Source organism: Jiangella mangrovi, from assembly GCF_014204975.1.
Taxonomy (GTDB): domain Bacteria; phylum Actinomycetota; class Actinomycetes; order Jiangellales; family Jiangellaceae; genus Jiangella; species Jiangella mangrovi.
The window spans coordinates 1,574,426-1,595,611 of the sequence record NZ_JACHMM010000001.1; the positions used below are offsets into that span (position 1 = coordinate 1,574,426).

The window sequence follows — 21,186 nt, forward strand, 5'->3', positions numbered from 1 at the left end:
TCACTGCCCCTCCAGGTAGGTCACGCTCTCGGCCGGGCCGTCCTGGGTGGTGATGACGACGTCGCCGTTGTTCAGGTGGGTGTCGAACCACTGCACGATCGCCGGGGTGACGGTCTCCCAGTACTTGTCGTACGCGGCGTAGTGCGTGGTGTGGCGCTGCATGACCAGGCTGCGCGGGCCCTTGGCGGCCTCGTAGATCGCGACGGCGTGGTCGGTCGGCGTGGTCGCGTCGCCCTCGATGCCGATGACCATGAGCGGCGTGGTCAGCGTGCGGGCGGCGGAGAGCGGGTCGTACTCGAGGATCTCGTCGGCCGCGGCCAGCGAGACGGCGGTCGGGATGCGGCTGTCGACGTCGGCCTTGACCGTGGTGGCGCGCCGCTCGGGTGTCGGGACCATGATCTCCTCGCGCGGGTGGACCAGCCGGCCCTTGCCGGTGGTGACCCGCTCGCGGCGGTCCTCGTCGAGGCCCTTGAGGAAGTCGAGCCACTCGTACTCCGAGCGCATGCGGTGCAGCCAGTCGCGGCCGTTGGCGACGGGGAGCTGGCTGACGGCGGCCCGGACGCGGTCGTCGACGGCGGCCAGCAGGACGGCGTTGCCGCCGCCGGTGCCGCCGGAGCCGAACACGCCGATGCGGTCGGAGTCGACGTCGTCGCGCGTGGTCAGGTAGGTGACGGCGTTGCGCAGGTCCTGCAGCTGGACGGCCGGGGAGAGCTTCTTCTCGCCCTCGGAGTCACCGAATCCCCGGTAGTCGAAGACCAGGACGGCGAACCCCGCGGCGGTGAGCGCCTCGTGGTACCGGACGTAGAGCTTGGCGTCCTTCAGACCCAGCCAGCCGGGCCCCTGCACGATGGCCCGCAGCGGCCCGTCGGACTGATCCGGCGTGCGCCAGGACGCCGAGATCCGGCTGCCCTCGCTGTAGAAGACGACGTCTTCGATCCGCATCGAACCTCCATTTTGGATAATTGATACAGAGTCTAAAGTGCGTTGCCTGATCGGGCAAGACGCTGGAAGGGGACGACTGCGGCCGCCCCCACGAGGCACGCGAGACCGGAGACGAGCAGTCCGACCCGGGCGCCCCACCACTCGCAGAGCCAGCCGACCAGCGGTCCGCCGATGGGCGTCCCGCCGAGGAAGACCAGCCCATGGATCGCCATGACCCGTCCGCGCATCTCCGGCGTGGTGCGCAGCTGCACCAGGGTCCGGGCCAGCGTGTTGAAGATCATGTTCGTGACGCCCAGGAGCACGACCGCCCCCAGCGCCACGCCCAGCACGGGCGACACCGCGATGGCCAGCGTCGCCACCCCGAACGCCGCGCAGGCCACGATCGCCCCGCGCATCGTCACCGTCACGGCGGCCGCGCTGGCGAACCCGCCCGCCACGGCGCCCAGACCGAGCGCCGCCGTCAGCCAGCCGTAGATGCGCGCGTCGCCGCCGAACACGTCCGTCGCGAGGATCGGGAACACCACCCGGAAGTTCTGCCCGAACACCGAGACCACGGTCACCAGCAGGATCGCCAGCCGCAGCTCCGGGTGGTGCCACACGTAGCGCAGCCCCTCGCGGGCCTGGCCGGGTGCCCGCGGCACCGGCGTGCGCCGTCGCAGCGTCCCCACGTCCATGAGCCACAGGGCGATCATGACGGCGATGAACGACACCGCGTTGATCACGAACGTCACGCCCACCCCGACCAGGACGATCAGCCCGCCGGCCAGCGCCGGGCCGACCAGCCGGCCGGCGTTGTTCACCAGGCTGTTCAGCGCCTGGGCGTTGACGATGTTCTCCTCGCCCACCAGCTCCGCCACGAACGTGTGCCGCGCGGGGTTGTCGAACACCGTCACGATGCCCAGCCCGGCCGCCAGCGCGTACACGATCGGCAGCGTCGCCGTGCCGGTGAGCGAGAAGATCGCCAGTGCGGCCGCGAGGAGCGCCTGAGCCGCCTGCGTCACCATGAGCAGCCGCCGGGTGTCCACCCGGTCGACCACCACTCCGCCCCACACCCCGCCGACCAGGACGGGCAGGAACTGGCAGACCATCGAGACACCGAGCGCGAACGCGCTCCCGGTCAGCTCGAGGACCAGCCAGTCCTGCCCGATCCGCTGCATCCAGGTGCCGACCACCGAACAGCTGTGCCCCACGAAGAAGCGCCGGTAGTTGCGCTCCGCGAGCGAGCGGAAGACGCGTCCGCGCGCCGCCCGGAATCTCGTCACCCCCCGCATCGCCGGTCATCCCCGTGGAACCCGGGCCGTGACCCGATGGGAGAGGGCCGCCAGGATCAGCGTGATGACGACCATGACGATCGACAGCGCGGCCGTGCCGGCGGTGTCGCCATTGTCCCACCGGTTCCAGATGACGGTCGACAGCATGCGGCTGTCCGCCCCGCTCAGCACCAGCGGGATCGACAGGTTCTTCACGCTCAGCAGCGCGACCAGAAGGAACCCGTTGACGTAGGCCGGGAAGGCCAGCGGCAGCAGGATGCGGCGGAAGGTCTGCGCCCCCGACGCGCCGCTCGCCGTCCCCGCTTCCTCCAGCTCGCGCTTGATGCTGCCGATGCCGGTGTTCATCTGCCGCGTGGCCAGGCTGATGTAGCGCGTCATCAGGCCGACGACGATGATCCAGATGGTCCCGTAGATGGGGATCGGCACGTACAGGTAGATGAGCGCCACGCTCAGGCCCATGACCAGCGCCGGGATCGCGTGCGGGATGAACGCCAGGAAGTCCAGCACCGAGCGGAACGACGTCCGGCTGCGGATGATGAACCACGACACCACCGCGGCCAGCGTGAGGGTGGCGAGCCCGGCCCCCGCGGCCGCCAGGAGCGTGTTGCTCAGGGCCCCGGTGACGAGGTCGTTGCCGACGAGGTCGCGGTAGGCGGCCACGGAGCTGTTGCCGATCGACTCCCACGACGGCACCGAGTAGAACGGCTGCAGGCTGGTGTACAGCAGGATCAGCGTCGGCAGCACGAACTCCAGCAGCACGAACCCGCCGAGCAGCACCCAGCCGACCACCTTCATCCGCAGCGAGAGCGTGGTGCGGCGCTGGCGGTAGGAGTTCCCCGACACCGTCGCGTACCGCTCACTGCGGCTGATGACGCGCTGGTAGTAGAGCAGCGGCGGCACGACCACGGCGATGAGCAGCAGCCCGTAGGCGCTGGCCAGGCCGTAGTCGGGCAGACCGGTGCTCGGGCTGATCTGCAGGAACACCTCGGTCGGCAGCACGATGATGCCGTTGCGCAGGCCGAGCGTCACCGGCACGTCGAACGACTCGATGGTGGTGGCCAGCTGGTACACGAAGGTGCTGAGGATCGCCGGCAGCAGCAGCGGCAGGGTGATGCGCCGGGCGATCTTCCGCGGGTGCGCGCCGCTCATGGTGCCGGCGTCCTCGAGCGTGGCGTCGATGGCCCGGAACGCGGCCGTCAGGAGCAGGAACGTCACCGGCACCAGGCCGAGGCCCTCGACCAGGACCATGCCCCACAGGCTCAGCACGTTGAGGGGCCCGTCGCCCTCCCAGCCCAGGAGCGGGCGCAGCATCTCGTTGATGACGCCGTTGCTCGGGTTCAGCAGCAGGGTCCAGGCGATCGCCGAGATGAACCCGGGCGTGCCCAGTCCGGCGATGATCATGACGAACGCGAAGCCGCGGAACGGGAAGTCGGTGCGCTCGATGAACCACGCGGCCGCCAGGCTGATCGCGAACGCCAGCACCAGCGAGCCGAGACTCAGGACGAGCGTGTTCATCAGCAGCTCGTAGGTCCGCGACTCCAGGAAGACCGCGCGGAAGTTGTCCAGCGACCAGGTGCTGACGGCGTCGAACGGCAGCCCGCCGCGCGCGTCCCGGAAGCTGGCGAAGACCAGGATCCCGATCGGGACGATGACCACGTAGGCCAGCACCAGCAGGACGACCAGACGCGGCGCCGCCAGGCGCAGGCTGCTCGCCGTGGCGCCGCGCACTACGCGCCCGCCCCGTCGGCCGGCAGTACCCGGCAGGCCGCCACCGGCAGGTGCATGACGGCGTCGGGACCCTGGACGGCGTTGCGCGAGAACGAGCGCGCCATGAGCTCCTGGTCGCCCTCGGCGGCCAGGCGCAGGTCGGTGATGGCGCCGGTGAACGAGGCCAGCCGCACCTCGACCGGCCAGGTGTTGGGCAGCGCCTCGGCCGCGTCGGCGCCGTCGTCGTCCTTGCGCGGGCGCACCTCGACGTCCTCGGGACGGATCGCGAGGACGACGTCGCCGCCCACAGGCGTGCCGGCGCTGCCGACGGCGCGGACCGAGCCGAAGCCGGTGCGGACCGTGACGCCGTCGTCGTCCGCCGCCGTCACCGTCCCAGGCACCAGGTTGGTCGCCCCGACGAAGCCGGCCACGAACTCCGTCGCCGGCTGCGCGTACACCTCCTGGGGCGTGCCCTCCTGCTCGATCCTGCCGTCGCGGAGCACGGCGATCCGGTCCGACATGGCCAGCGCCTCGACCTGGTCGTGCGTCACGAACAGGGTGGTGATGCTCAGCCGCTGCTGCAGCAGGCGGATCTCCTGGCGCATGTGCTCGCGCAGCTTCGCGTCGAGGTTGGACAGCGGCTCGTCGAGCAGCAGCACCCGCGGCCTCCGGACCAGGGCCCGCGCCAGCGACAGCCGCTGCTGCTGGCCGCCGGAGAGCTGTGTGGCCATGCGGCCCTCGTAGCCGGAGAGGCCGACGAGGTCCAGCGCCTCGCCGACCGCCTGCTCGACACTCCCCTTCGACCGGCGCTCGCCGTCGACCTCCAGCGGGAACGCCGTGTTGTCGAAGACGGTCATGTGCGGCCACACGGCGTAGTTCTGGAACACCATGCCGATGTCGCGGCGGTGGCCCGGCACGATCTTCCCGTCGCCGAACACCACGTCGTCGCCGAGCGTGATGCGTCCGCTGTCGGGTCGCTCCAGGCCGGCCACGCAGCGCAGCGTGGTCGTCTTCCCGCAGCCGCTGGGGCCGAGGAGGGCGTAGAGCTCGCCCTCCTCGGCCTCGAAGCTCAGCCCGTCGACGGCGTTGACGTGCTGCCCGCGGTCGGGGAAGCGCTTGTGCAGGCCCTCGACACGGATCACGAACGACCCGCCCAGACGTCGCTGATGAGGGCGGCGGTCTCGGTCGCGAGCGCCGCGTCCTCCTCGGTTTCGATGGTCGCGACCTCGGCGCCCTGGGCCTCCTCGGGGGTGTCGACGTTGCCCTTGAACGCGAACTCCTGCTTGGCGTCGCGGCCCGCCTCCGAGTACAGCCAGCCGATCCAGCAGGCGCCGGCGTTCGGGTGCGGCGCGCCCGCGGGCACCGCCGCGTAGTAGTCGACGGCCGGGACGACGTCGAGGTAGTGGATCTCGACCGGGGCCCCGTTGCCCTGCTGCTCGTCGGTCTCGGCGGACCGGCCGTTCGTGGTCAGCAGGTTCTCGCCGCTGGCGACGGTGAGCAGACCGGCCGTGGCGCCCTCGACGACCACCGGCTCGACGGTCTCCCGCAGCCGGCGGACGTAGTCGAGCGTCTCGTCCTGCCCCCACACCAGCGAGAGCAGCTGCAGCTGGTCGCCGCGCGGGTCCACGACCACCTCGCCCTTCCACTTCGGGTCGATCAGCTCTTCCCAGGTGGACGGCAGGTCGGCCTCGTCGACCTCGTCCGTGTTGTACGAGAGCCCGACGGCGATGCGCTCGGAGCGGACCATGTTGCTGGCGGTGACGTGCTCCTCGGCGACGCCGACGGCGGTCCAGTCGACGTCGGTGTCCAGGAGCCCGCGCTCGACGAGGGGGCCGGCCTTGTCCTGGGTCAGCGACAGGAAGTCCGTCTCGACGCCGCGGCCCGCGGCGCCCTCGGTGATCAGCCGCTGGGTGATGTCGTCGGGGCGCAGGTTCACCGACTCGAGCTCGATGCCGGGGTAGTCCTTCGAGAACGCGTCGAAGATGTTGCGGTAGGCCTCTTCGTCCTCGCTGTTCCAGGCGATGAGGGTGCCTTCCTCGGCGCCGGCGGCGCAGACGTCGTCGAGCGAGCCCTCGACCACGCCGGACGACTCCGGCGTCGTGGTCTGCTCATCGCCGTCGTCCGACCCGCCACAACCGGCGACGACGAGGACGGAGCTGGTCAGGACGACGGCCGCGCGCAGGGCGGCCCTGGGGGTGCGGTTCATGATCCGCCTTTCAAGGGGTCAGGACGGGCTGGTGGCCACCAACGCCGTGCCGCCGTCCGCGCGCGGGTCCGCGACGCCCTCCCAGCCGGCGCCGTGCGCGTTCCACAGCACGTGCGCCTTGCCGAAGTAGGAGTCGTAGTTGCGCAGGTGTTGCTGGACGGGGCGCCCGGCCGCGGTCAGCGAGCGGACGACGTCGGAGGGGAACCGGCCCTCGAGTTGGATGCGGCCGTCCCGCTGGGCGTTGATCCTCGGGGCGGACACGGCTCTGTGGGGGTCCCAGGAACGGTCGATCAGGTGGGAGAGCACCTGGACGATGCTGGTGACGATGCGGGTGGATCCCGTGGCGCCGAAGACGCCGACGAGGTCGCCGCCGGCGTCGGTGACGAAGCCCGGCGACATCGACGCGGGGCGGGTGCCGCCGGGTCGCAGGGAGTTCCACCGTCCGGGCCGTGGGTCGTACCCGTGGAGGAAGTTGTTGTACATGAAGCCCAAGCCCGGCGTGAACACGCCGCTGCCGGACGCGAGGGTGTGCGTGACGGCCGCGGCGTTGCCGGCGGCGTCGACCACGGCGACGTGGGTCGTAGAGGGCGGCTCGGTGTCGTTCTCGTCGTCGGCCGCGCCGGCGCGCAGGGCGGCGGCGAGCTCGCGGGCGTGCTCCTTCGACAGCAGGTCGTCGATGGGGAGCGCGGTGTCGCGCGAGCCGGCGAGGTGGGTGAACTTGTCGCCGATGGCCGCGACCAGCGCGTCGGCGGTGCCGGCGACCCCGTCGGCGGACAGCCAGTCCGGCAGGCCGTCGGGGAACAGCACCTCGAGCACGTTGAGCGCCTGGAGCACACTGAAGCCGCCGCTGGGCAGGGGCGGCACGGCGATGCCGTAGCCGCGGTAGCTGCCGCGTAACGGAGCGGAGACCTCCGGCACGAACGCCGTGAGGTCGGCCTCGGTGAGCGCGCTGCCGCCGGCGCGCAGGTCCGCCGCGATCGCCCGTCCGACCTCGCCGGTGTAGAAGTCGGCGGCGCCGGCCTTCATCAGCCGGCGCAAGGTCTCGGCGAGGTCGCCGTTGCGGATGCGGCTCCCGACCGCCACCAGGTCGCCGTCGGGCGCGAACATGGCCCGGCCCGGCTCGCTGTAGAGCAGCCGGGTCTGGGCGCCGGGCTTGTCCGGCCCGTCGGCGCTGGTCCACTGCTCGCGGTTCGCGTGCGTGACGAGGTAGCCGTCGGTCGCGACGCCCAGCGCCGGCTCCAGCACGCCCGCCCACGGCAGCGAGCCGAAACGTTCCAGCGCGGTGGCGAGCCCCGCCACCGTGCCCGGCGTGGCGATGCTGCCGTAGCCGATCTCGTTCTCGCCGCCTTCGAGCACGAAGCCGTAGTCGTAGGCGAACTCGCTGCGCAGCTTGTCGCTGTGCTCGCCCTCGACGGCCGCGAGCGGCGCCCGGCCGAAGAAGTCCAGCGTCGTGACCTCGCCGTCCGCGGTGCGCACCGACATGACGCCGTAGCCGCCGAAGCCGCACATCAGCGGGTCGACGACGCCCTGCACGACCGCGGCGGTCACGCACGCGTCGACCGCGTTGCCACCCGCCTCGAGGACGTCACGCGCGGCTTCCGCGGCGAGTGGCTGCGGGCAGACGACGATGCTCATCGCGCCTCCGGAGATCGGTGCGGGCGGGTCGGACGATGCAACGGTGGAGCGAGAGCCACGGGCTTGGCTATTAGATGTTGTATCCGCAATACGCTAAGGGCGTTCGACTCGTGCCGTCAATGTGCGGCTTGCGAGCGCAACCAGGTCGTCACCTCGTCGAGCGAGATGACGTCGGCGTACTTCTGGTCCATGTCGAACAGGTTGATCGCACGCGAGGCCTCGTGCCGGTCGTAGACGCAGTCCTCGACGACGATGACGTTGAACCGGTGGCTGCGCCCGTCGACCACCGTGGCGCGGACGCAGCCGCTGACGCTCTCGCCGCAGACGATGAGCGTGTCGACGCCCTGGCCGATGAGGTGCGCGGCGAGAGGGGTGCCGAAGAAAGCGCTCGGCCCCGTCTTCTTCAGCACCACCTCGCCCGGGAGCGGCGCGGCCTGGTCGACGATGTCGAGCCGGCGCCGGTGCCGGTCGGCCTCCTCGGGCGTGCGCACCGGCGGCGCGTGCCGGCCGCCGATCTTCGCGCCCCACGCGGGGATGCCGGACTCCTCCGCCGACAGCGCGGTCAGGTGGACCACCTCGACGCCGCACTCGCGCGCGGTCGCCAGCAGCTGCTCGATCCGCTCCAGCGCCGCCCAGCCGTCCTCGCCCGTGCTGCCCGGCCAGGTCCTGATCGCCTCGAGCAGCGGCTCGGGCTCGTCGCCCACCGCCTTGCGATAGTTGTCGACGCTCAGCACCACGGCCTTGCGGCCGAACCCGTACCGTGTGGTGGACGGCGACGCGGCCAGATGGGCCTTGTCGCGCTCACTGAGGAAGGCGTCCCACACCCGCTCGGCCATGCACAGCTCCGTCCCGCCGGACCGCGGCGACGACAGTGGCCGCAGTGGATTGGATACGAGATATAAACCTCCGGACACAGTTCCGTCAACCGTATCTTTTATCCTTGACACGCCGAACCGGGTGCATCATCGTGGGCAGAACCCGGACTAGCGCGCCCCATCGAGCGAGGAGCACTCCGCAATGACCGATCACGACGCGCCGGAGCAGCCCGGCGGCCACGGGCATGGTCACGGCCACGGACACGGGCACGACCACGACCCGAGCAACCCGCGCCGCACCGGCAAGCTGCACTACCACGAGGACGAGGTCCGCCCGCTCGAGGCGCAGCCGCTCATCCACCGCCAGCCGCACCTCGACCTGTACGCGGACGGTGACCGCCAGCACCCGGCCCGCGACATCGACCTGCCGCTGCGGACGATCCAGCTGCACATCTCCGAGCTCGCGCCCGGCCAGCAGACCCGCCTGCACAAGCACCACAACGAGGCCGCGATCTACATCATGAAGGGCGTCGGCCACTCCGAGGTCCAGGGCGTCAAGGTCCCCTGGGAGCAGGGCGACTTCCTGTTCATCCCGACCATGCAGTGGCACACCCACGTGAACTCCGGCGACGGGCCCGTCCTCTACATGGGCATCACCAACAAGCGCATGCTCGACTGGCTCGGCCTGGACCGCAAGATCGAGGCCGGCAAGCACGTGCCCATGGAGGAGGTCGAGAAGGAGATCGCCTCCAAGAGCTACTCGCCGTACTCCCACTACAGCGTCGACCCCGAGACCGGGGTCCGCTTCGGCCCGCCCGGATTCATCGTCCGCGGCGACTGAGACGTCGGCTCCACACCGGCGACGGGCGCCGGTCACCCTGCTGGGGGTGGCCGGCGCCCGTTCTCGTTCGTCCGGGTGGCGACGGGGTCAGCTGCGGCTGCGCGCCCGCGCGGCCCGCTTCTTCGGCGCCGGGCCCTTGGCCCGCTTCTCGGCGATGAGCTCGACCGCGCGCTCGTGGGTCAGCTGCTCGATGTCGGTGTCGCGCGGCACGGTGACGTTGACCTCGCCGTCGGTGATGTAGGGGCCGAACCGGCCGTCCTTGACCACCAGCGGCTTGTTCGACACCGGGTCGGTGCCCAGCTCGCGCAGCGGCGGGGTGGCCGCCCGGGCGCCGCGGCGGCCCTTGGGCTGGGCGAAGAGCTTCTCGGCGTCCTCGACGGTGACGGTGAACAGCGAGGCCTCGTCGGGGAGGGACCGGGTGTCGGTGCCCTTCTTCACGTACGGGCCGTAGCGGCCGTTGCTGGCCACGATCTCCACACCCTCGGGGTCCTTGCCGACCACGCGCGGCAGGGTGAGCAGCTGCAGCGCCTCGTCCAGCGACACCGTCTCGACGGCCATGGTGCTGAACAGCGACGCCGTGGGCGGCCGCTCGTTCTTCGGGGCGTCGTCGGGGAGGATCTCGGTGACGTAGGGGCCGTAGCGGCCGGACTTCGCGACCACGGTGCGCCCGCTGGCGGGGTTGACCCCCAGCTCGCGGTCGCCGTTGCCGCGGCTGACCAGCTCGCGCGCCTTCTCGGAGTCGAGCTCGTCGGGCGGAAGGTCCTCGGGGATGCTGCCGCGGTTGCCCTCGGCGTCCTCGAGATAGGGACCGTAGCGCCCGACCCGCACCGTGAAGCCGTCGCCGATGGGGAAGGACGAGATCTCGCGTGCGTCGATCTCGCCGAGGTTGTCGGCGAGCTTCTTGAGCCCGTCGACGCTGTCGTCGCCGTGCCAGAACTGCGCCAGCTCGTCGGCGCGGTCGGCGCGGCCGCCGGCGATCTCGTCGAGGACGTCCTCCATCTTGGCGGTGAACTCGTAGTCGACCAGGCGGGTGAAGTGCTCTTCGAGCAGCCGCACCACGGCGAACGCCAGCCAGGCCGGCACCAGCGCGGTGCCGCGCTTGAACACGTAGCCGCGGTCGAGGATGGTGCGGATGATCGACGCGTACGTGGACGGGCGGCCGATCTCGCGGTCTTCGAGCTCCTTGACCAGCGTGGCCTCGGTGTAGCGGGCCGGCGGCTTGGTGCTGTGGCCCTCGGGCTCGATGCCGGCGGCCGTGAGCCCCTGGCCCTCGGTGAGCTGCGGCAGCCGGCGCTCGCGGTCGTCGAGCTCGGCGTCGGGGTCGTCGGCGCCCTCGACGTAGGCCTTGAGGAAGCCGTGGAAGGTGATGGTGCGGCCCGACGCCGTGAGCTCGACGGCCTCGCCCGTGGCGGCCGTGGCGCCGACCCGGACGGTCAGCGTCTCGCCCTTGGCGTCGCGCATCTGCGAGGCGACGGTGCGCATCCAGATCAGCTCGTAGAGCCGGTACTCGTCGTCGCGCAGGCCGGTCTCGGCCGGGGTGCGGAAGCTGTCGCCCGCCGGGCGGATGGCCTCGTGCGCTTCTTGGGCGTTCTTGACCTTGCTGGTGTACTTGCGCGGCGCGTCGGGCAGGTACTCGGTGCCGTACAGCTCCGCCACCTGCGCCCGCGCCGCGTTGAGCGCGGAGTCCGAGAGCGTGATGGAGTCGGTACGCATATAGGTGATGAAGCCGTTCTCGTACAGCCGCTGCGCCACCTGCATGGTGCGGGCCGCGCCGTAGCCCAGCTTGCGCGAGGCCTCCTGCTGCATGGTGGTGGTGCGGAACGGCGCGTACGGCTTGCGGGTGTACGGCTTGGCCTCGACGGAGCGGACGGTGTAGTCGGCGTCGCCGAGCGCGGCGGCCAGGGCCCGGGCGCGCTGCTCGTCGAGCACGGCGACCTCGCGGGTCCTGACCTCGCCGCGGGCGTCGAAGTCGCGGCCGGTGGCCACGCGGACGCCGTCGACGGTGGCCAGCCGCGCCTCGAAGGCGTGAGGGTCGTCGGACGTGCCGGTGTCGAGCGTGGCGGTGAGGTCCCAGTACTCCGCCGACCGGAACGCCATGCGCTCGCGTTCGCGGTCGACCACGAGCCGCGTGGCGACACTCTGGACCCGTCCCGCCGACAGGCCCTGCATGACCTTGCGCCACAGCACCGGCGAGACCTGGTAGCCGTAGAGGCGGTCGACGATGCGCCGCGTCTCCTGGGCGTCGACGAGGTCCTCGTCGATGTCGCGGGGGTTCTCGACGGCGGCCCGGATGGCGTCGCGCGTGATCTCGTGGAAGACCATGCGGCGCACCGGGACCTTCGGCTTCAGCTCCTCGCGCAGGTGCCACGCGATGGCCTCGCCCTCGCGGTCCTCATCGGTGGCGAGCAGGAGCTCGTCGGCCTCCTTGAGCATGGTCTTGAGCTTCTTGACCTGGTCCTTGGCACGGCCGGCCGGGACGATGTAGAGCGGCTCGAACCCGCCGTCGACGTCGACGCCGACCGGGTTGCCGTACCGCTCGCGTTCGGCGGCGGGGACCTCGGTCTTCTTCGACGGGAGATCGCGGATGTGCCCGAAGGACGACTCGACCATGTATCCGTCACCAAGGTAGCCGGCGATGGTCTTCGCCTTCGCCGGCGACTCCACGACGACCAGACGGCGGCGGGCCGTGCCGTTCGTGGATCGAGCCATGGATGCTCCTCACTCCCCGGGCGCGCTGAACCGACCCCTTCGGTCCATGTACATCTCCCCCGCGTCAACGCACGGTATCCGACGTTGTTCCCGAGACGCGAAGAGGATAACCGCACGGAGATCCCCGCCGCGAATGATCAACACGTCCGTCTCCTGGTGAAATCAGGCCGTCCGGGCCCGTTCGCCGAAGACCGCGGACCCGATGCGGACCAGTGTGGCGCCCTCGGCGACGGCCGCCTCGAGGTCGCCGCTCATGCCCATGGAGAGCACCGGGAGCCCGGTTCCGACGGCGTCGGCGGCGCGGTCGCGCAGCTCGCGCAGCGCCCGGTAGGACGCCCGCACGGCCGCCTCATCCGGCGACTGCAGACCCACCGTCATCAGGCCGCGGACCCGCAGCCGGTCGTGCGCGGCGACCTGCTGGACGACGGCGACGGCGTCCGCCGGGGACGCGCCGGACTTGCTCGGCTCGCCCGACGTGTTGACCTGCACCAGCACGTCGAGGGTGCGGTCCAGCGTCTCGAGCCGGCGCTGCAGCCGGCCGGCCAGCTCGGCGCCGTCGACGGACTGCACGCAGCCGACGTAGCGGAGCACCTGGTTCACCTTGTTGGACTGCAGGTGGCCGATGAAGTGCCGCTCGAACGCGTGGCCGGCCGCCAGCGCCGTCAGCTCCTCGTCCTTCTCGGCCAGCTCCTGCACGCGGTTCTCGCCGATGAGACGGGCGCCGGCGGCGACGGCCTCGGCGATGCGGGCGGCCGGCTGGGTCTTCGTGGCCAGCAGCAGCTCGACCTCGTCCGGGGCGCGTCCGGCCGCCACGCAGGCGGCGTCGACCCGTTCCCGCACCGCCGCCAGATTGCCCCGGATGTCCGCCTCGGCCGGCATCGGTCCCCTTCCGCCTCGACCTCTAGTGTTCTGTGCGTGACGGTACTGGTCGGCTGGATCCTGGCGCTCGGGATGGTCGTCGTGGTGCCCCTCGGGCTGCGGCTCCTCGGCGACGACCGGCAGCGGCTCGGGGCGGTCGGCCAGGTCTGGCCGTTCGCCGGGCTGCTCGGCGGGCTGTCGCTGCTGCTCGACCGCGGCGACACCTTCGCCGTCGTGCTGGCCTGCTGCTATGCGGCCGTGGCGGCCTGGCTCGCGGTGCTCGCCCTGTCGCGGCTGCCGCGCCGCCGGTCGCTGGCGCCGGTCGAGGTCGCCGTGCTCACCGCCATGGTGTCGCCGACGATCGCGGCCAGCTCGCTGATCGCCGAGCGCGGCGGCTGGGAGCTGCTCGGCTTCGGCATGACGACCCAGCTGCTGACCGTGGCGCACTTCCACTACGCCGGGTTCGCGGCGGCCCTCGTCGCCGGGCTCACCGCGAGCCGGGCGCCGTCGCCGTCGTCGTCCGTGGCCGCCCTGACGGTGCCCGCGGGCATCGCGCTGGTCTTCCTCGGCTACTTCACCGGCGACGGCGTCGAGCTGGCCGGCGCCGTCGTCCTGACGGCCGGCATGTGGCTGCTCGGCTGGACCGTCTGGCGCGACGTCGCCCCCTCGGCGCGCAGCCGCCCGACGCGGGCGCTGTTCGCCGTCAGCGCGGCCGTGCTCGCCGCGACCATGCTGCTGGCGCTCAGCTGGGCCGCGGGGCAGGTCTGGGACGCCGTCCCGCACCTGTCGCTGACCTGGATGGCCGCGACGCACGGCCTGGCCAACGCGCTCGGCTTCGCGGTCTGCGGCCTGCTCGCGTGGCGCCGGCTTCAGCGGGCGGGCGACACCCCGGCCACGAACGTCATGTCCGGGTAGCGGTCGCCGGACGGGACCAGCGAGTCCAGCGCGTCGAGGTCGGCCGCGTCGAGCGTGATCTCGAGCGCGCCCAGGTTCTCCTCGAGGTACGTCCGCCGATTCGTGCCGGGGATCGGCACGACGTCGTCGCCGCGGGAGAGCACCCAGGCCAGCGCCACCTGGCCCGGCGTCGCGCCCTTGGCGGCCGCCAGCTCGCGCACGTGGCCGACCAGCACGAGGTTCTGCTGGAAGGCCTCGCCCTGGAACCGCGGGTTGTGCCGCCGGTAGTCGTCAGTGCCGAAGTCGTCGGGCGACTTCAGGGCGCCGGTGAGGAAGCCGCGCCCGAGCGGGCGGTACGGCACCAGGCCGATGCCCAGCTCGCGGCAGGTGCCGACGACACCGTCCTCGACGTCGCGGCTCCACAGCGACCACTCCGACTGCACCGCCGCGATCGGGTGGACGGCGTGCGCCCGGCGGATGGAGTCGGGCGCGGCCTCGGACAGCCCGAGGTGGCGGACCTTGCCCGCCCTGGACCAGCTCGGCCATGGCGCCGACGGTGTCCTCGATGGGCGTCTTCGGGTCGACCCGGTGCAGGTAGTAGAGGTCGACGTGGTCGACGCCGAGGCGGCGCAGCGACCCGTCGATGGACGCCCGGACGTACTCGGGACGGCCGTCGAAGCCGCGCTTCAGCGGGTCGGCAGGGTCGCGAACGATGCCGAACTTGGTGGCCAGGACGACCTCGTCGCGGCGACCGGCGATGGCCCGGCCGACCAGCTCCTCGTTGACGTGCGGGCCGTACATGTCCGCGGTGTCGAGGAGCGTCACGCCGAGGTCGAGCGCCCGGTGGATGGTCGCGACGGACTCCGTGTCGTCGCCGGGGCCGTAGGACTGGCTCATACCCATGCAGCCCAGGCCGAGGGCCGAGACCGTCGGGCCGGACCGGCCGAGGGTGCGCTGAGGGATCACGGTGTCGCTGTACCTCCGTACTTGGCGATCTTGAAGTCGACGACGTCGAGGGCGATGCGCAGGGCCTCCATGCGCACGCGCACGGTCTCGCGGTGCTCGACGAGGAGCGCGAGCCGGTCCGGCTCCGTCCCTGGGCCGGCCGCGACCAGCTCGAAGTAGCGCTGGATGTCGCGGATGGGCATGTCGAGCTGGCGCAGCCGGGTGATGAACACGACCCGGTCGACGTCGTCAGGGGTGTAGTGCCGGCGCCCGGCGCTGTCGCGCGGGACGTCGAGCAGGCCGATGCGCTCGTAGTAGCGCAGGGTGTGCGCCGTCACGCCGGTGCGCTCGGCCACCTCGGAGATGGTCTCTGTCGGTTGGGCGATCGGTGTGTCACGTACGTCGAGCGTCGTCACAGCTACGACCGTAGGACTTCGAGCGCACTCGAAGTCAAGTAGCCGAAGTACGCTTCTCAGCTGAGGCTCAGGAGGCCGGTAGCCGAAGTACACTTCTCAGCTGAGGCTCAAGAGGCCGGTCATTCGTAGCCGAACGTCTGGGTCCAGTAGGGGCCGCGGTCGCTGTCGGCCTCGCCGACGCCGATGGCCACGAAGTCGCAGTTCAGGATGTTCTTCCGGTGACCGGGACTGTCCATCCAGCCCTCGACGACGTCCTCGGCGCTGCGGTATCCCCAGGCGATGTTCTCGCCGCCCCAGCCGTCGTAGCCGGCCCGTTCGGCGCGTTCACCTGGGCCGACGCCCTCAGGGGTGACGTGGTCGAAGTAGTCGCGCTCGGCCATGTCCTCGCTGTGCAGGACCGCCGCCTCGTGCAGCCGGTCGTCGGCGCGGAGCGGCTCGCAGCCCTCGTCCGCGCGAGCCTCGTTGGTGAGGTCGAGGACCTCCTGCTCGCGCTCGGAGAAGCCGCCCACGGGCTGGTCCGGCTCGTCGCTGGGCTCGGGCTCCTCGGTGGGCTCGGGCTCCTGGGACTCCTCGGGCTCCGGCTCGGTGGTGCGGGTGGGCTCGGGCTCCGGGGTGTCGGCCGGCTCGTCCGGAGCCTCGGTGGCGGTCGGCGTTGGCGTCGGTGTGGGTGTCGGCGTGGCGGTGGGGGTGGCCGCGGCCGCGCTGGGCGTGGGCGTCTCGGTGGGCGGGTACTTCTCCCAGGGCCATGGCTCGGTGGTCTCCTCGCTGGGGACCGCGAGAGGGTCCTGCGTGCCACAGCCGGTGAGTGCGAGGACGCCGGCGACGAGGGCTGCGCAGGCCGCGGTGGACACCCGCCCTGACCGCATGCTCGCCTCCGTCCGCTCGACCCAGGGCATTCTCCCCAGGTGGAAGCGGCCGAAACCTCCGCGTTCCGGGCGTCTCGCCCCTCAGTACGTACCCAGCCAGGCCCACACGACGGTGCCGACGCGGTCCAGCTGAGCGGGGTCGACGACGTCCGGCACGTCGGCGGCCGAGTGGTAGCCGTCGTACGGGATGCTGCCCAGCCGCGCCGACGGCAGGTCCACCTTCTCGAACGACCAGTGGTCGCTGGAGCGGTTCTCGCAGGTCTGCACCGGAACCGCGGCCGTCGCGGCGGCGGCGACCAGCGCGTCCCGCAGCGCCGTGGTGCCGCGCCCGCCCGTGCACACCGGCACGTGGTCCGCGGCCACGCCGACGCGGTCGAGCGACACCATGCCGGTGGTCGCGGCCGCCTGCTCCGCCGTCAGCTCACGGACGTAGAACTGCGACCCGAAGTGGTGCAGGGAGTCGCCGTCGCCGCGCGGTTCCTCGGCCCCGAACGCGACGAACCGCACCGGCAGTCCCGGCGGCTGGGCAGCGGCCATGCGAGCGAGCTCGATCATGACCCCGATGCCGGACGCGTTGTCCTCGGCGCCCGGCGCCTGCGGGACGGTGTCGAGGTGCGCGCCGACGACGACGTGCGGCCGCGCGGGATCGAAGCCGGGCGGGTCGGCGATGAGGTTGGCCGACGTGCCCGCGGCGACGTCGACGCCCCAGGAGTTGCCGGCCGGCACCTCGAACGGCTGACTGGACAGCTGATAGCCCAACGGCGCCAGGGTGTCGGCGACGTACTGCGCGGCCTGGCCGAACGCCGGTGACGTCGCCTCGCGCGGCCCGATGGTCCCCGCCAGGTGCTCGACGACGGCGTACGCGGCGGCCGGGTCGAACACCGGCGGGGTGGGCGTGGGGGTCGGCGTCGGAGTGGGCGTCGGACTCGGCGTCTCAGTGGGCGACGGCGTCCTGGTCACCGAGAGCGACGGGGACGGCGTCGGCGCGGAGGCGGGCTCGTCGCCGTCGCCGCTGCATGCGGACACCGTCAGCACGAGAGCAGCGGCCGTCGCGAGGCGATACCTGGCCACTCTGCATGGTACGTCGCCGTGCGCGGGACACCCCCTAGTCGCAGGGGCGCTCCGCGCTGGTGGCGTAGGTGCGCGTGGTGCCCTCGGTGACCAGCCGCTCGACGGCGGCCAGCAGGCGGTCGACGTCGTCGGCGGTGGAGCCGAGCCCGAAGCTCGCCCGCAGCGCACCGCCGTCGGCGCTGAGCTTGGAGAGCAACGGGTGCGCGCAGAACCGCCCGTCGCGCACGCCGATGCCGTGCTCCGCGGACAGGTACTCGGCCACCTGGCGCGCCGGGTAGCCGTCGACGGTGAACGCGACGACGCCGATGGCGGAGCCGCTGTCGGGCCACAGCCGCAGCGTCCGCACGCCGTCGATGCGGTCCAGTCCGGCCAGCAGCCGCCGGCGCAGCGCCGACTCGTGCACCTCGGCGCACCCCTCGGGCAGTGCCGCCACGGCCTCGCAGGCGCGGGCCAGCGCCGCCGCGCCGATGACGTTCGGCGAGCCGCCCTCGTGCCGGGCCGGGGCGGGCGCCCAGTCCGTGGCCGTCACCGTGACCTCGCGGACGGCGCCGCCGCCGGCCAGGTACGGAGGTGCGGCGTCGAGCCAGTCGCGCCGGCCGACCAGGACGCCGGCGCCGAACGGCGCGTAGAGCTTGTGCCCGGAGAACGCGACGTAGTCGATCTCACCGGCGACGACGTCGATGCGCCGGTGCGGCGCGAGCTGGGCGGCGTCGACGGCGATGCGGGCGCCGTGGCGGTGCGCCAGCCCGGCCAGCGCGCCCAGCGGCAGCTGCTCCCCCGTCACGTTCGAGGCGCCGGTCACGGCGAGCAGGGCGGCCGGGCGCCGGGCCAACTCGACCTGGAGCCGGCTCAGGGTCTGCGCCAGCGTCGCGGCCGCGGGCACCACGCGGTGCGCGAGCCGCTGCCAGGGCAGCAGGTTCGCGTGGTGCTCGATGTCGAGGACCACCACCTCGCCGCCGTCCGGGACGCAGCCGGCCAGCAGGTTCAGCGCGTCGGTGGTGTTGCGGGTGAACACGACGACGTCGTCCGGGCGGGCGCCGACGAACCGGGCGACGGTGCCGCGGGCGTCCTCGTAACGCTGGGTCGACAGCTGCGAGGCGTACCCGGCGCCGCGGTGCACGCTGGCGTAGGTCGGCAGGATCGCGGCGACGTGGTCGGCGACGGCCTGCAGCGCCGGCGCGCTGGCCGCGTAGTCGAGGTTGACGTAGCGGGTGTCGCCCCCGCCGGCCAGCGGCGCGCGCAGGTCGCCGCCGACGACCGGCAGCAGCGGCCGGGTGGGCGCGGCCGGCAGCGGGGTGGCGAGGCGGGGCAGGTCGGTCACGGTCACGGGTCCTCCAGGACTCGGGACCCTGGGCCGGGTCCGCGCTTGCCGTCTCGGAACCGAGCCGGCCAGGTCGTCACCCGGGGCACCCCACCGCGGCGGAGGGTTGCCGGCCAGCGAGCCGGGGCTTGGCGCTGGCGCTCATGACCTTTCGACCGGAAGCCTAACCGGCGAGAGTCGACAACGTCCATCCCTCGAACGAAATCGTCTCACCGATCGAGATCTCCGACCGGCTCGCGGTGGGCCCGCCCGGCGATGCAGAATGCCGGAGACGTCCCGTCGACGAGAGTGGAATTACGTGACCAAGCCCGCCCTGCCGTCCGTCCAGCAGCGCATCGCCGAGGAGATCGGCGTCCACGAGCACCAGGTCGGCGCCGCCGTCACCCTCCTCGACGAGGGCAGCACGGTCCCGTTCATCGCCCGGTACCGCAAGGAGCGCACCGGCGGGCTCGACGACACCCAGCTGCGCACGCTCGAGGAGCGGCTGCGCTACCTGCGCGAGCTCGAGGAGCGCCGGGCGGCGGTGCTCGAGTCCATCCGCGAGCAGGGCAAGCTCGACGACGCCCTCGAGGCGCAGATCCTCCTCGCCGACACCAAGGCCCGGCTCGAGGACATCTACCTGCCGTACAAGCCGAAGCGGCGCACCAAGGCGCAGATCGCCCGCGAGGCCGGGCTCGAGCCGCTGGCCGACGGCCTGCTCACCGACCCCATGCTGGACCCGCAGGCCGTCGCCGCCGGCTACCTCAACCCCGAGGCCGGGGTCGAGGACGCCGCCGCCGCGCTGGCCGGCGCCCGGGCCATCCTGGTCGAGCGGTTCACCGAGGACGCCGACCTCATCGGCACCCTGCGCGAGCAGGTATGGACCGCGGGGCGCATGACGGCCAAGGTGCGCGAGGGCAAGGAGCAGGACGGCGCCAAGTTCGCCGACTACTTCGCGTTCGCCGAGCCGCTCACGAAGCTGCCGTCGCACCGGGTCCTGGCCATGCTTCGCGGCGAGAAGGAGGAGGTCCTCGACCTCACCGTCGACCCCACCGGCGACGACGGCTCCACCGCGGCGTACGAGTCCGAGATCGCCCACCGCTTCGGCATCCGCGACGAGGGCCGGCCGGCCGATGGCTGGCTGTCCGACACCGTCCGCTGGGCCTGGCGCACCCGCATCATGCTCCGTCTCGACCTCGACCTGCGCACCCGGCTGCGCGAGGCGGCCGAGGAAGAGGCGATCCGGGTCTTCGCCACCAACCTGCGCGACCTGCTACTGGCCGCGCCCGCCGGCACCCGCGCCACGCTGGGCCTCGACCCCGGGTTCCGCACCGGCGTCAAGGTCGCCGTCGTCGACGCCACCGGCAAGGTCGTCGCCACCGACACGATCTACCCGCACCAGCCGGCCAACCGGTGGAACGAGGCGCTGACCACGCTGGAGCGACTCGCACGGGAGCACGACGTCGAGCTGGTCGCCATCGGCAACGGCACGGCCTCGCGCGAGACCGACAAGCTCGCCGCCGACCTGGTGAAGCTGCGGCCCGGGCTGACCAAGATCGTGGTCTCCGAGGCGGGCGCGTCGGTGTACTCCGCGTCGGCGTTCGCCTCGCAGGAGCTGCCCGGCATGGACGTCTCGCTGCGCGGCGCGGTGTCCATCGCGCGACGGCTGCAGGACCCGCTGGCCGAGCTGGTCAAGATCGACCCGAAGTCCATCGGCGTGGGTCAGTACCAGCACGACCTCCCCGACTTCGCGCTCTCCCGCTCGCTCGACGCCGTCGTCGAGGACTGCGTCAACGCCGTCGGAGTCGACCTCAACACCGCCTCGACGCCGCTGCTCAGCCGGGTCTCGGGCATCACGCCGGGACTGGCCGACAACATCGTCGCCCACCGCGAGAACCACGGCCCGTTCCGCACCCGCACGGCGCTCAAGGAGGTCGCACGGCTCGGCCCCAAGGCGTTCGAGCAGTGCGCCGGCTTCCTGCGCATCCCCGGCGGCGACGACCCGCTCGACGCCTCCGGCGTGCACCCCGAGGCGTACCCGCTGGTCCGGCGCATCGTCGACACCTCCGGGCGCGAGCTGCAGGGGCTGCTCGGCGACACCCGGGCCCTGCGCGAGTTCCGCCCGGCCGACTTCGCCGACGAGCTCTTCGGCGTGCCCACGGTCACCGACGTGCTGCGCGAGCTCGAGAAGCCCGGCCGCGACCCGCGCCCGTCGTTCCGCACCGCCACCTTCAGCGACGGCGTCGAGAAGATCACCGACCTGAAGCCGGGCATGCGCCTCGAGGGCGTGGTCACCAACGTCGCGGCGTTCGGCGCGTTCGTCGACGTCGGCGTGCACCAGGACGGCCTGGTGCACGTGTCGGCCATGTCGAAGCGGTTCGTGTCGGACCCGCGCGAGGTCGTCAAGCCCGGCGACGTCGTCCAGGTCAAGGTCATGGACATCGACGTCGACCGCAAGCGCATCTCGCTGACCCTCCGCCTCGACGACGAGCTGCCCGCACCCGGCGCGGGCGGCCGCTCCGGCGGGCGGCGCGACGGCGACGGCGGACAGCCCCGCGGCGGGCAGCGTGGCGGCGGTCAGCCTCGCGGGGGCCAGCCCGGTGGTGGTCAGCGCGGCGGCCGGCCACAGCGCGACCGCGACTCCACGCCCGGCGGCGCCATCGCCGACGCCTTCCGGAGGGCCGGCTACGGCCGCTGACGGCACGCCGAT

Annotated in this window: 16 protein-coding genes, 1 pseudogene and 1 riboswitch; of the genes and pseudogenes, 3 read left to right on the forward strand and 14 right to left on the reverse strand. The window is 72.3% G+C overall.

Features of this window, described 5'->3' with window-relative positions:
- The 7 genes from HD601_RS07340 to HD601_RS07370 form a co-directional block, all read right to left on the reverse strand.
- Positions 1-942 carry an alpha/beta hydrolase gene (locus HD601_RS07340; RefSeq protein ID WP_184820610.1) on the reverse strand — a complete coding sequence of 314 codons (942 nt, stop codon included), beginning with the start codon at positions 940-942 and terminating at the stop codon, positions 1-3.
- A 32-nt stretch (positions 943-974) separates the two neighbouring features.
- Positions 975-2,204, reverse strand: coding sequence for an MFS transporter (locus HD601_RS07345; RefSeq protein WP_184820611.1), 1,230 nt, complete (start codon positions 2,202-2,204; stop codon positions 975-977).
- Positions 2,205-2,219: 15 nt separating this feature from the next.
- Complete coding sequence (locus HD601_RS07350) at positions 2,220-3,941, reverse strand: ABC transporter permease subunit (protein WP_184820613.1); 1,722 nt, start codon at positions 3,939-3,941, stop codon at positions 2,220-2,222.
- Positions 3,941-5,062 carry an ATP-binding cassette domain-containing protein gene (locus tag HD601_RS07355; protein WP_221440663.1) on the reverse strand — a complete coding sequence of 374 codons (1,122 nt, stop codon included), beginning with the start codon at positions 5,060-5,062 and terminating at the stop codon, positions 3,941-3,943. The genes HD601_RS07350 and HD601_RS07355 overlap by 1 nt, the downstream gene beginning before the upstream one ends.
- Positions 5,059-6,126, reverse strand: coding sequence for an ABC transporter substrate-binding protein (locus HD601_RS07360; protein WP_184820615.1), 1,068 nt, complete (start codon positions 6,124-6,126; stop codon positions 5,059-5,061). Before HD601_RS07360 ends, HD601_RS07355 begins: the two co-directional genes overlap by 4 nt.
- An 18-nt stretch (positions 6,127-6,144) precedes the next feature.
- Positions 6,145-7,761 (reverse strand): gamma-glutamyltransferase family protein, encoded by a 1,617-nt coding sequence (locus HD601_RS07365; RefSeq protein ID WP_184820617.1) that lies wholly within the window; start codon positions 7,759-7,761, stop codon positions 6,145-6,147.
- Positions 7,762-7,877: 116 nt separating this feature from the next.
- A complete protein-coding gene (locus tag HD601_RS07370) occupies positions 7,878-8,597 on the reverse strand; it encodes an isochorismatase family protein (RefSeq protein ID WP_184820619.1) in 720 nt (239 codons plus the stop codon).
- 181 nt (positions 8,598-8,778) lie between these two features.
- On the opposite strand from HD601_RS07370, the gene HD601_RS07375 reads away from it, so the two are divergent.
- Complete coding sequence (locus HD601_RS07375; RefSeq protein ID WP_184820621.1) at positions 8,779-9,417, forward strand: cupin domain-containing protein; 639 nt, start codon at positions 8,779-8,781, stop codon at positions 9,415-9,417.
- An 87-nt stretch (positions 9,418-9,504) separates the two neighbouring features.
- On the opposite strand, the gene topA is transcribed toward HD601_RS07375, so the two are convergent.
- Positions 9,505-12,126: a type I DNA topoisomerase gene (gene topA / locus HD601_RS07380; protein ID WP_184820623.1), complete on the reverse strand. Its 2,622-nt coding sequence runs from the start codon at positions 12,124-12,126 to the stop codon at positions 9,505-9,507.
- Positions 12,127-12,288: 162 nt separating this feature from the next.
- The gene (locus tag HD601_RS07385; protein WP_184820625.1) at positions 12,289-13,005 is read right to left on the reverse strand and encodes a YggS family pyridoxal phosphate-dependent enzyme; all 717 of its coding nucleotides are present in this window, start codon (positions 13,003-13,005) and stop codon (positions 12,289-12,291) included.
- A gap of 36 nt (positions 13,006-13,041) precedes the next feature.
- Between HD601_RS07385 and HD601_RS07390 the strand changes: the two genes are divergently transcribed.
- Positions 13,042-13,899 (forward strand): YndJ family transporter, encoded by an 858-nt coding sequence (locus tag HD601_RS07390; protein WP_184820627.1) that lies wholly within the window; start codon positions 13,042-13,044, stop codon positions 13,897-13,899.
- Here the strand turns inward: HD601_RS07390 and HD601_RS35495 are convergent.
- The 5 genes and pseudogenes from HD601_RS35495 to HD601_RS07415 form a co-directional block, all read right to left on the reverse strand.
- A pseudogene (locus tag HD601_RS35495) lies at positions 13,854-14,841 on the reverse strand (aldo/keto reductase). The gene HD601_RS07390 and the pseudogene HD601_RS35495 overlap by 46 nt on opposite strands.
- Positions 14,841-15,239, reverse strand: a complete 399-nt coding sequence (locus HD601_RS07400; protein WP_221440664.1) for a MerR family transcriptional regulator — start codon at positions 15,237-15,239, stop codon at positions 14,841-14,843. The pseudogene HD601_RS35495 and the gene HD601_RS07400 overlap by 1 nt, the downstream one beginning before the upstream one ends.
- Positions 15,240-15,358: 119 nt before the next feature.
- Positions 15,359-16,105 (reverse strand): CAP domain-containing protein, encoded by a 747-nt coding sequence (locus tag HD601_RS07405; protein ID WP_184820631.1) that lies wholly within the window; start codon positions 16,103-16,105, stop codon positions 15,359-15,361.
- An 81-nt stretch (positions 16,106-16,186) separates the two neighbouring features.
- The gene (locus tag HD601_RS07410; protein WP_184820633.1) at positions 16,187-17,176 is read right to left on the reverse strand and encodes a M28 family peptidase; all 990 of its coding nucleotides are present in this window, start codon (positions 17,174-17,176) and stop codon (positions 16,187-16,189) included.
- Positions 17,177-17,210: 34 nt separating this feature from the next.
- Positions 17,211-18,503: an aminotransferase class V-fold PLP-dependent enzyme gene (locus HD601_RS07415; protein WP_425503377.1), complete on the reverse strand. Its 1,293-nt coding sequence runs from the start codon at positions 18,501-18,503 to the stop codon at positions 17,211-17,213.
- Between the two features lie 30 nt (positions 18,504-18,533).
- Positions 18,534-18,646, reverse strand: a riboswitch (SAM riboswitch).
- Positions 18,647-18,759: 113 nt separating this feature from the next.
- Here HD601_RS07415 and HD601_RS07420 point away from each other — a divergent pair.
- Positions 18,760-21,174: a Tex family protein gene (locus HD601_RS07420; protein ID WP_184820635.1), complete on the forward strand. Its 2,415-nt coding sequence runs from the start codon at positions 18,760-18,762 to the stop codon at positions 21,172-21,174.
- The last annotated feature ends 12 nt before the right edge of the window (positions 21,175-21,186 follow it).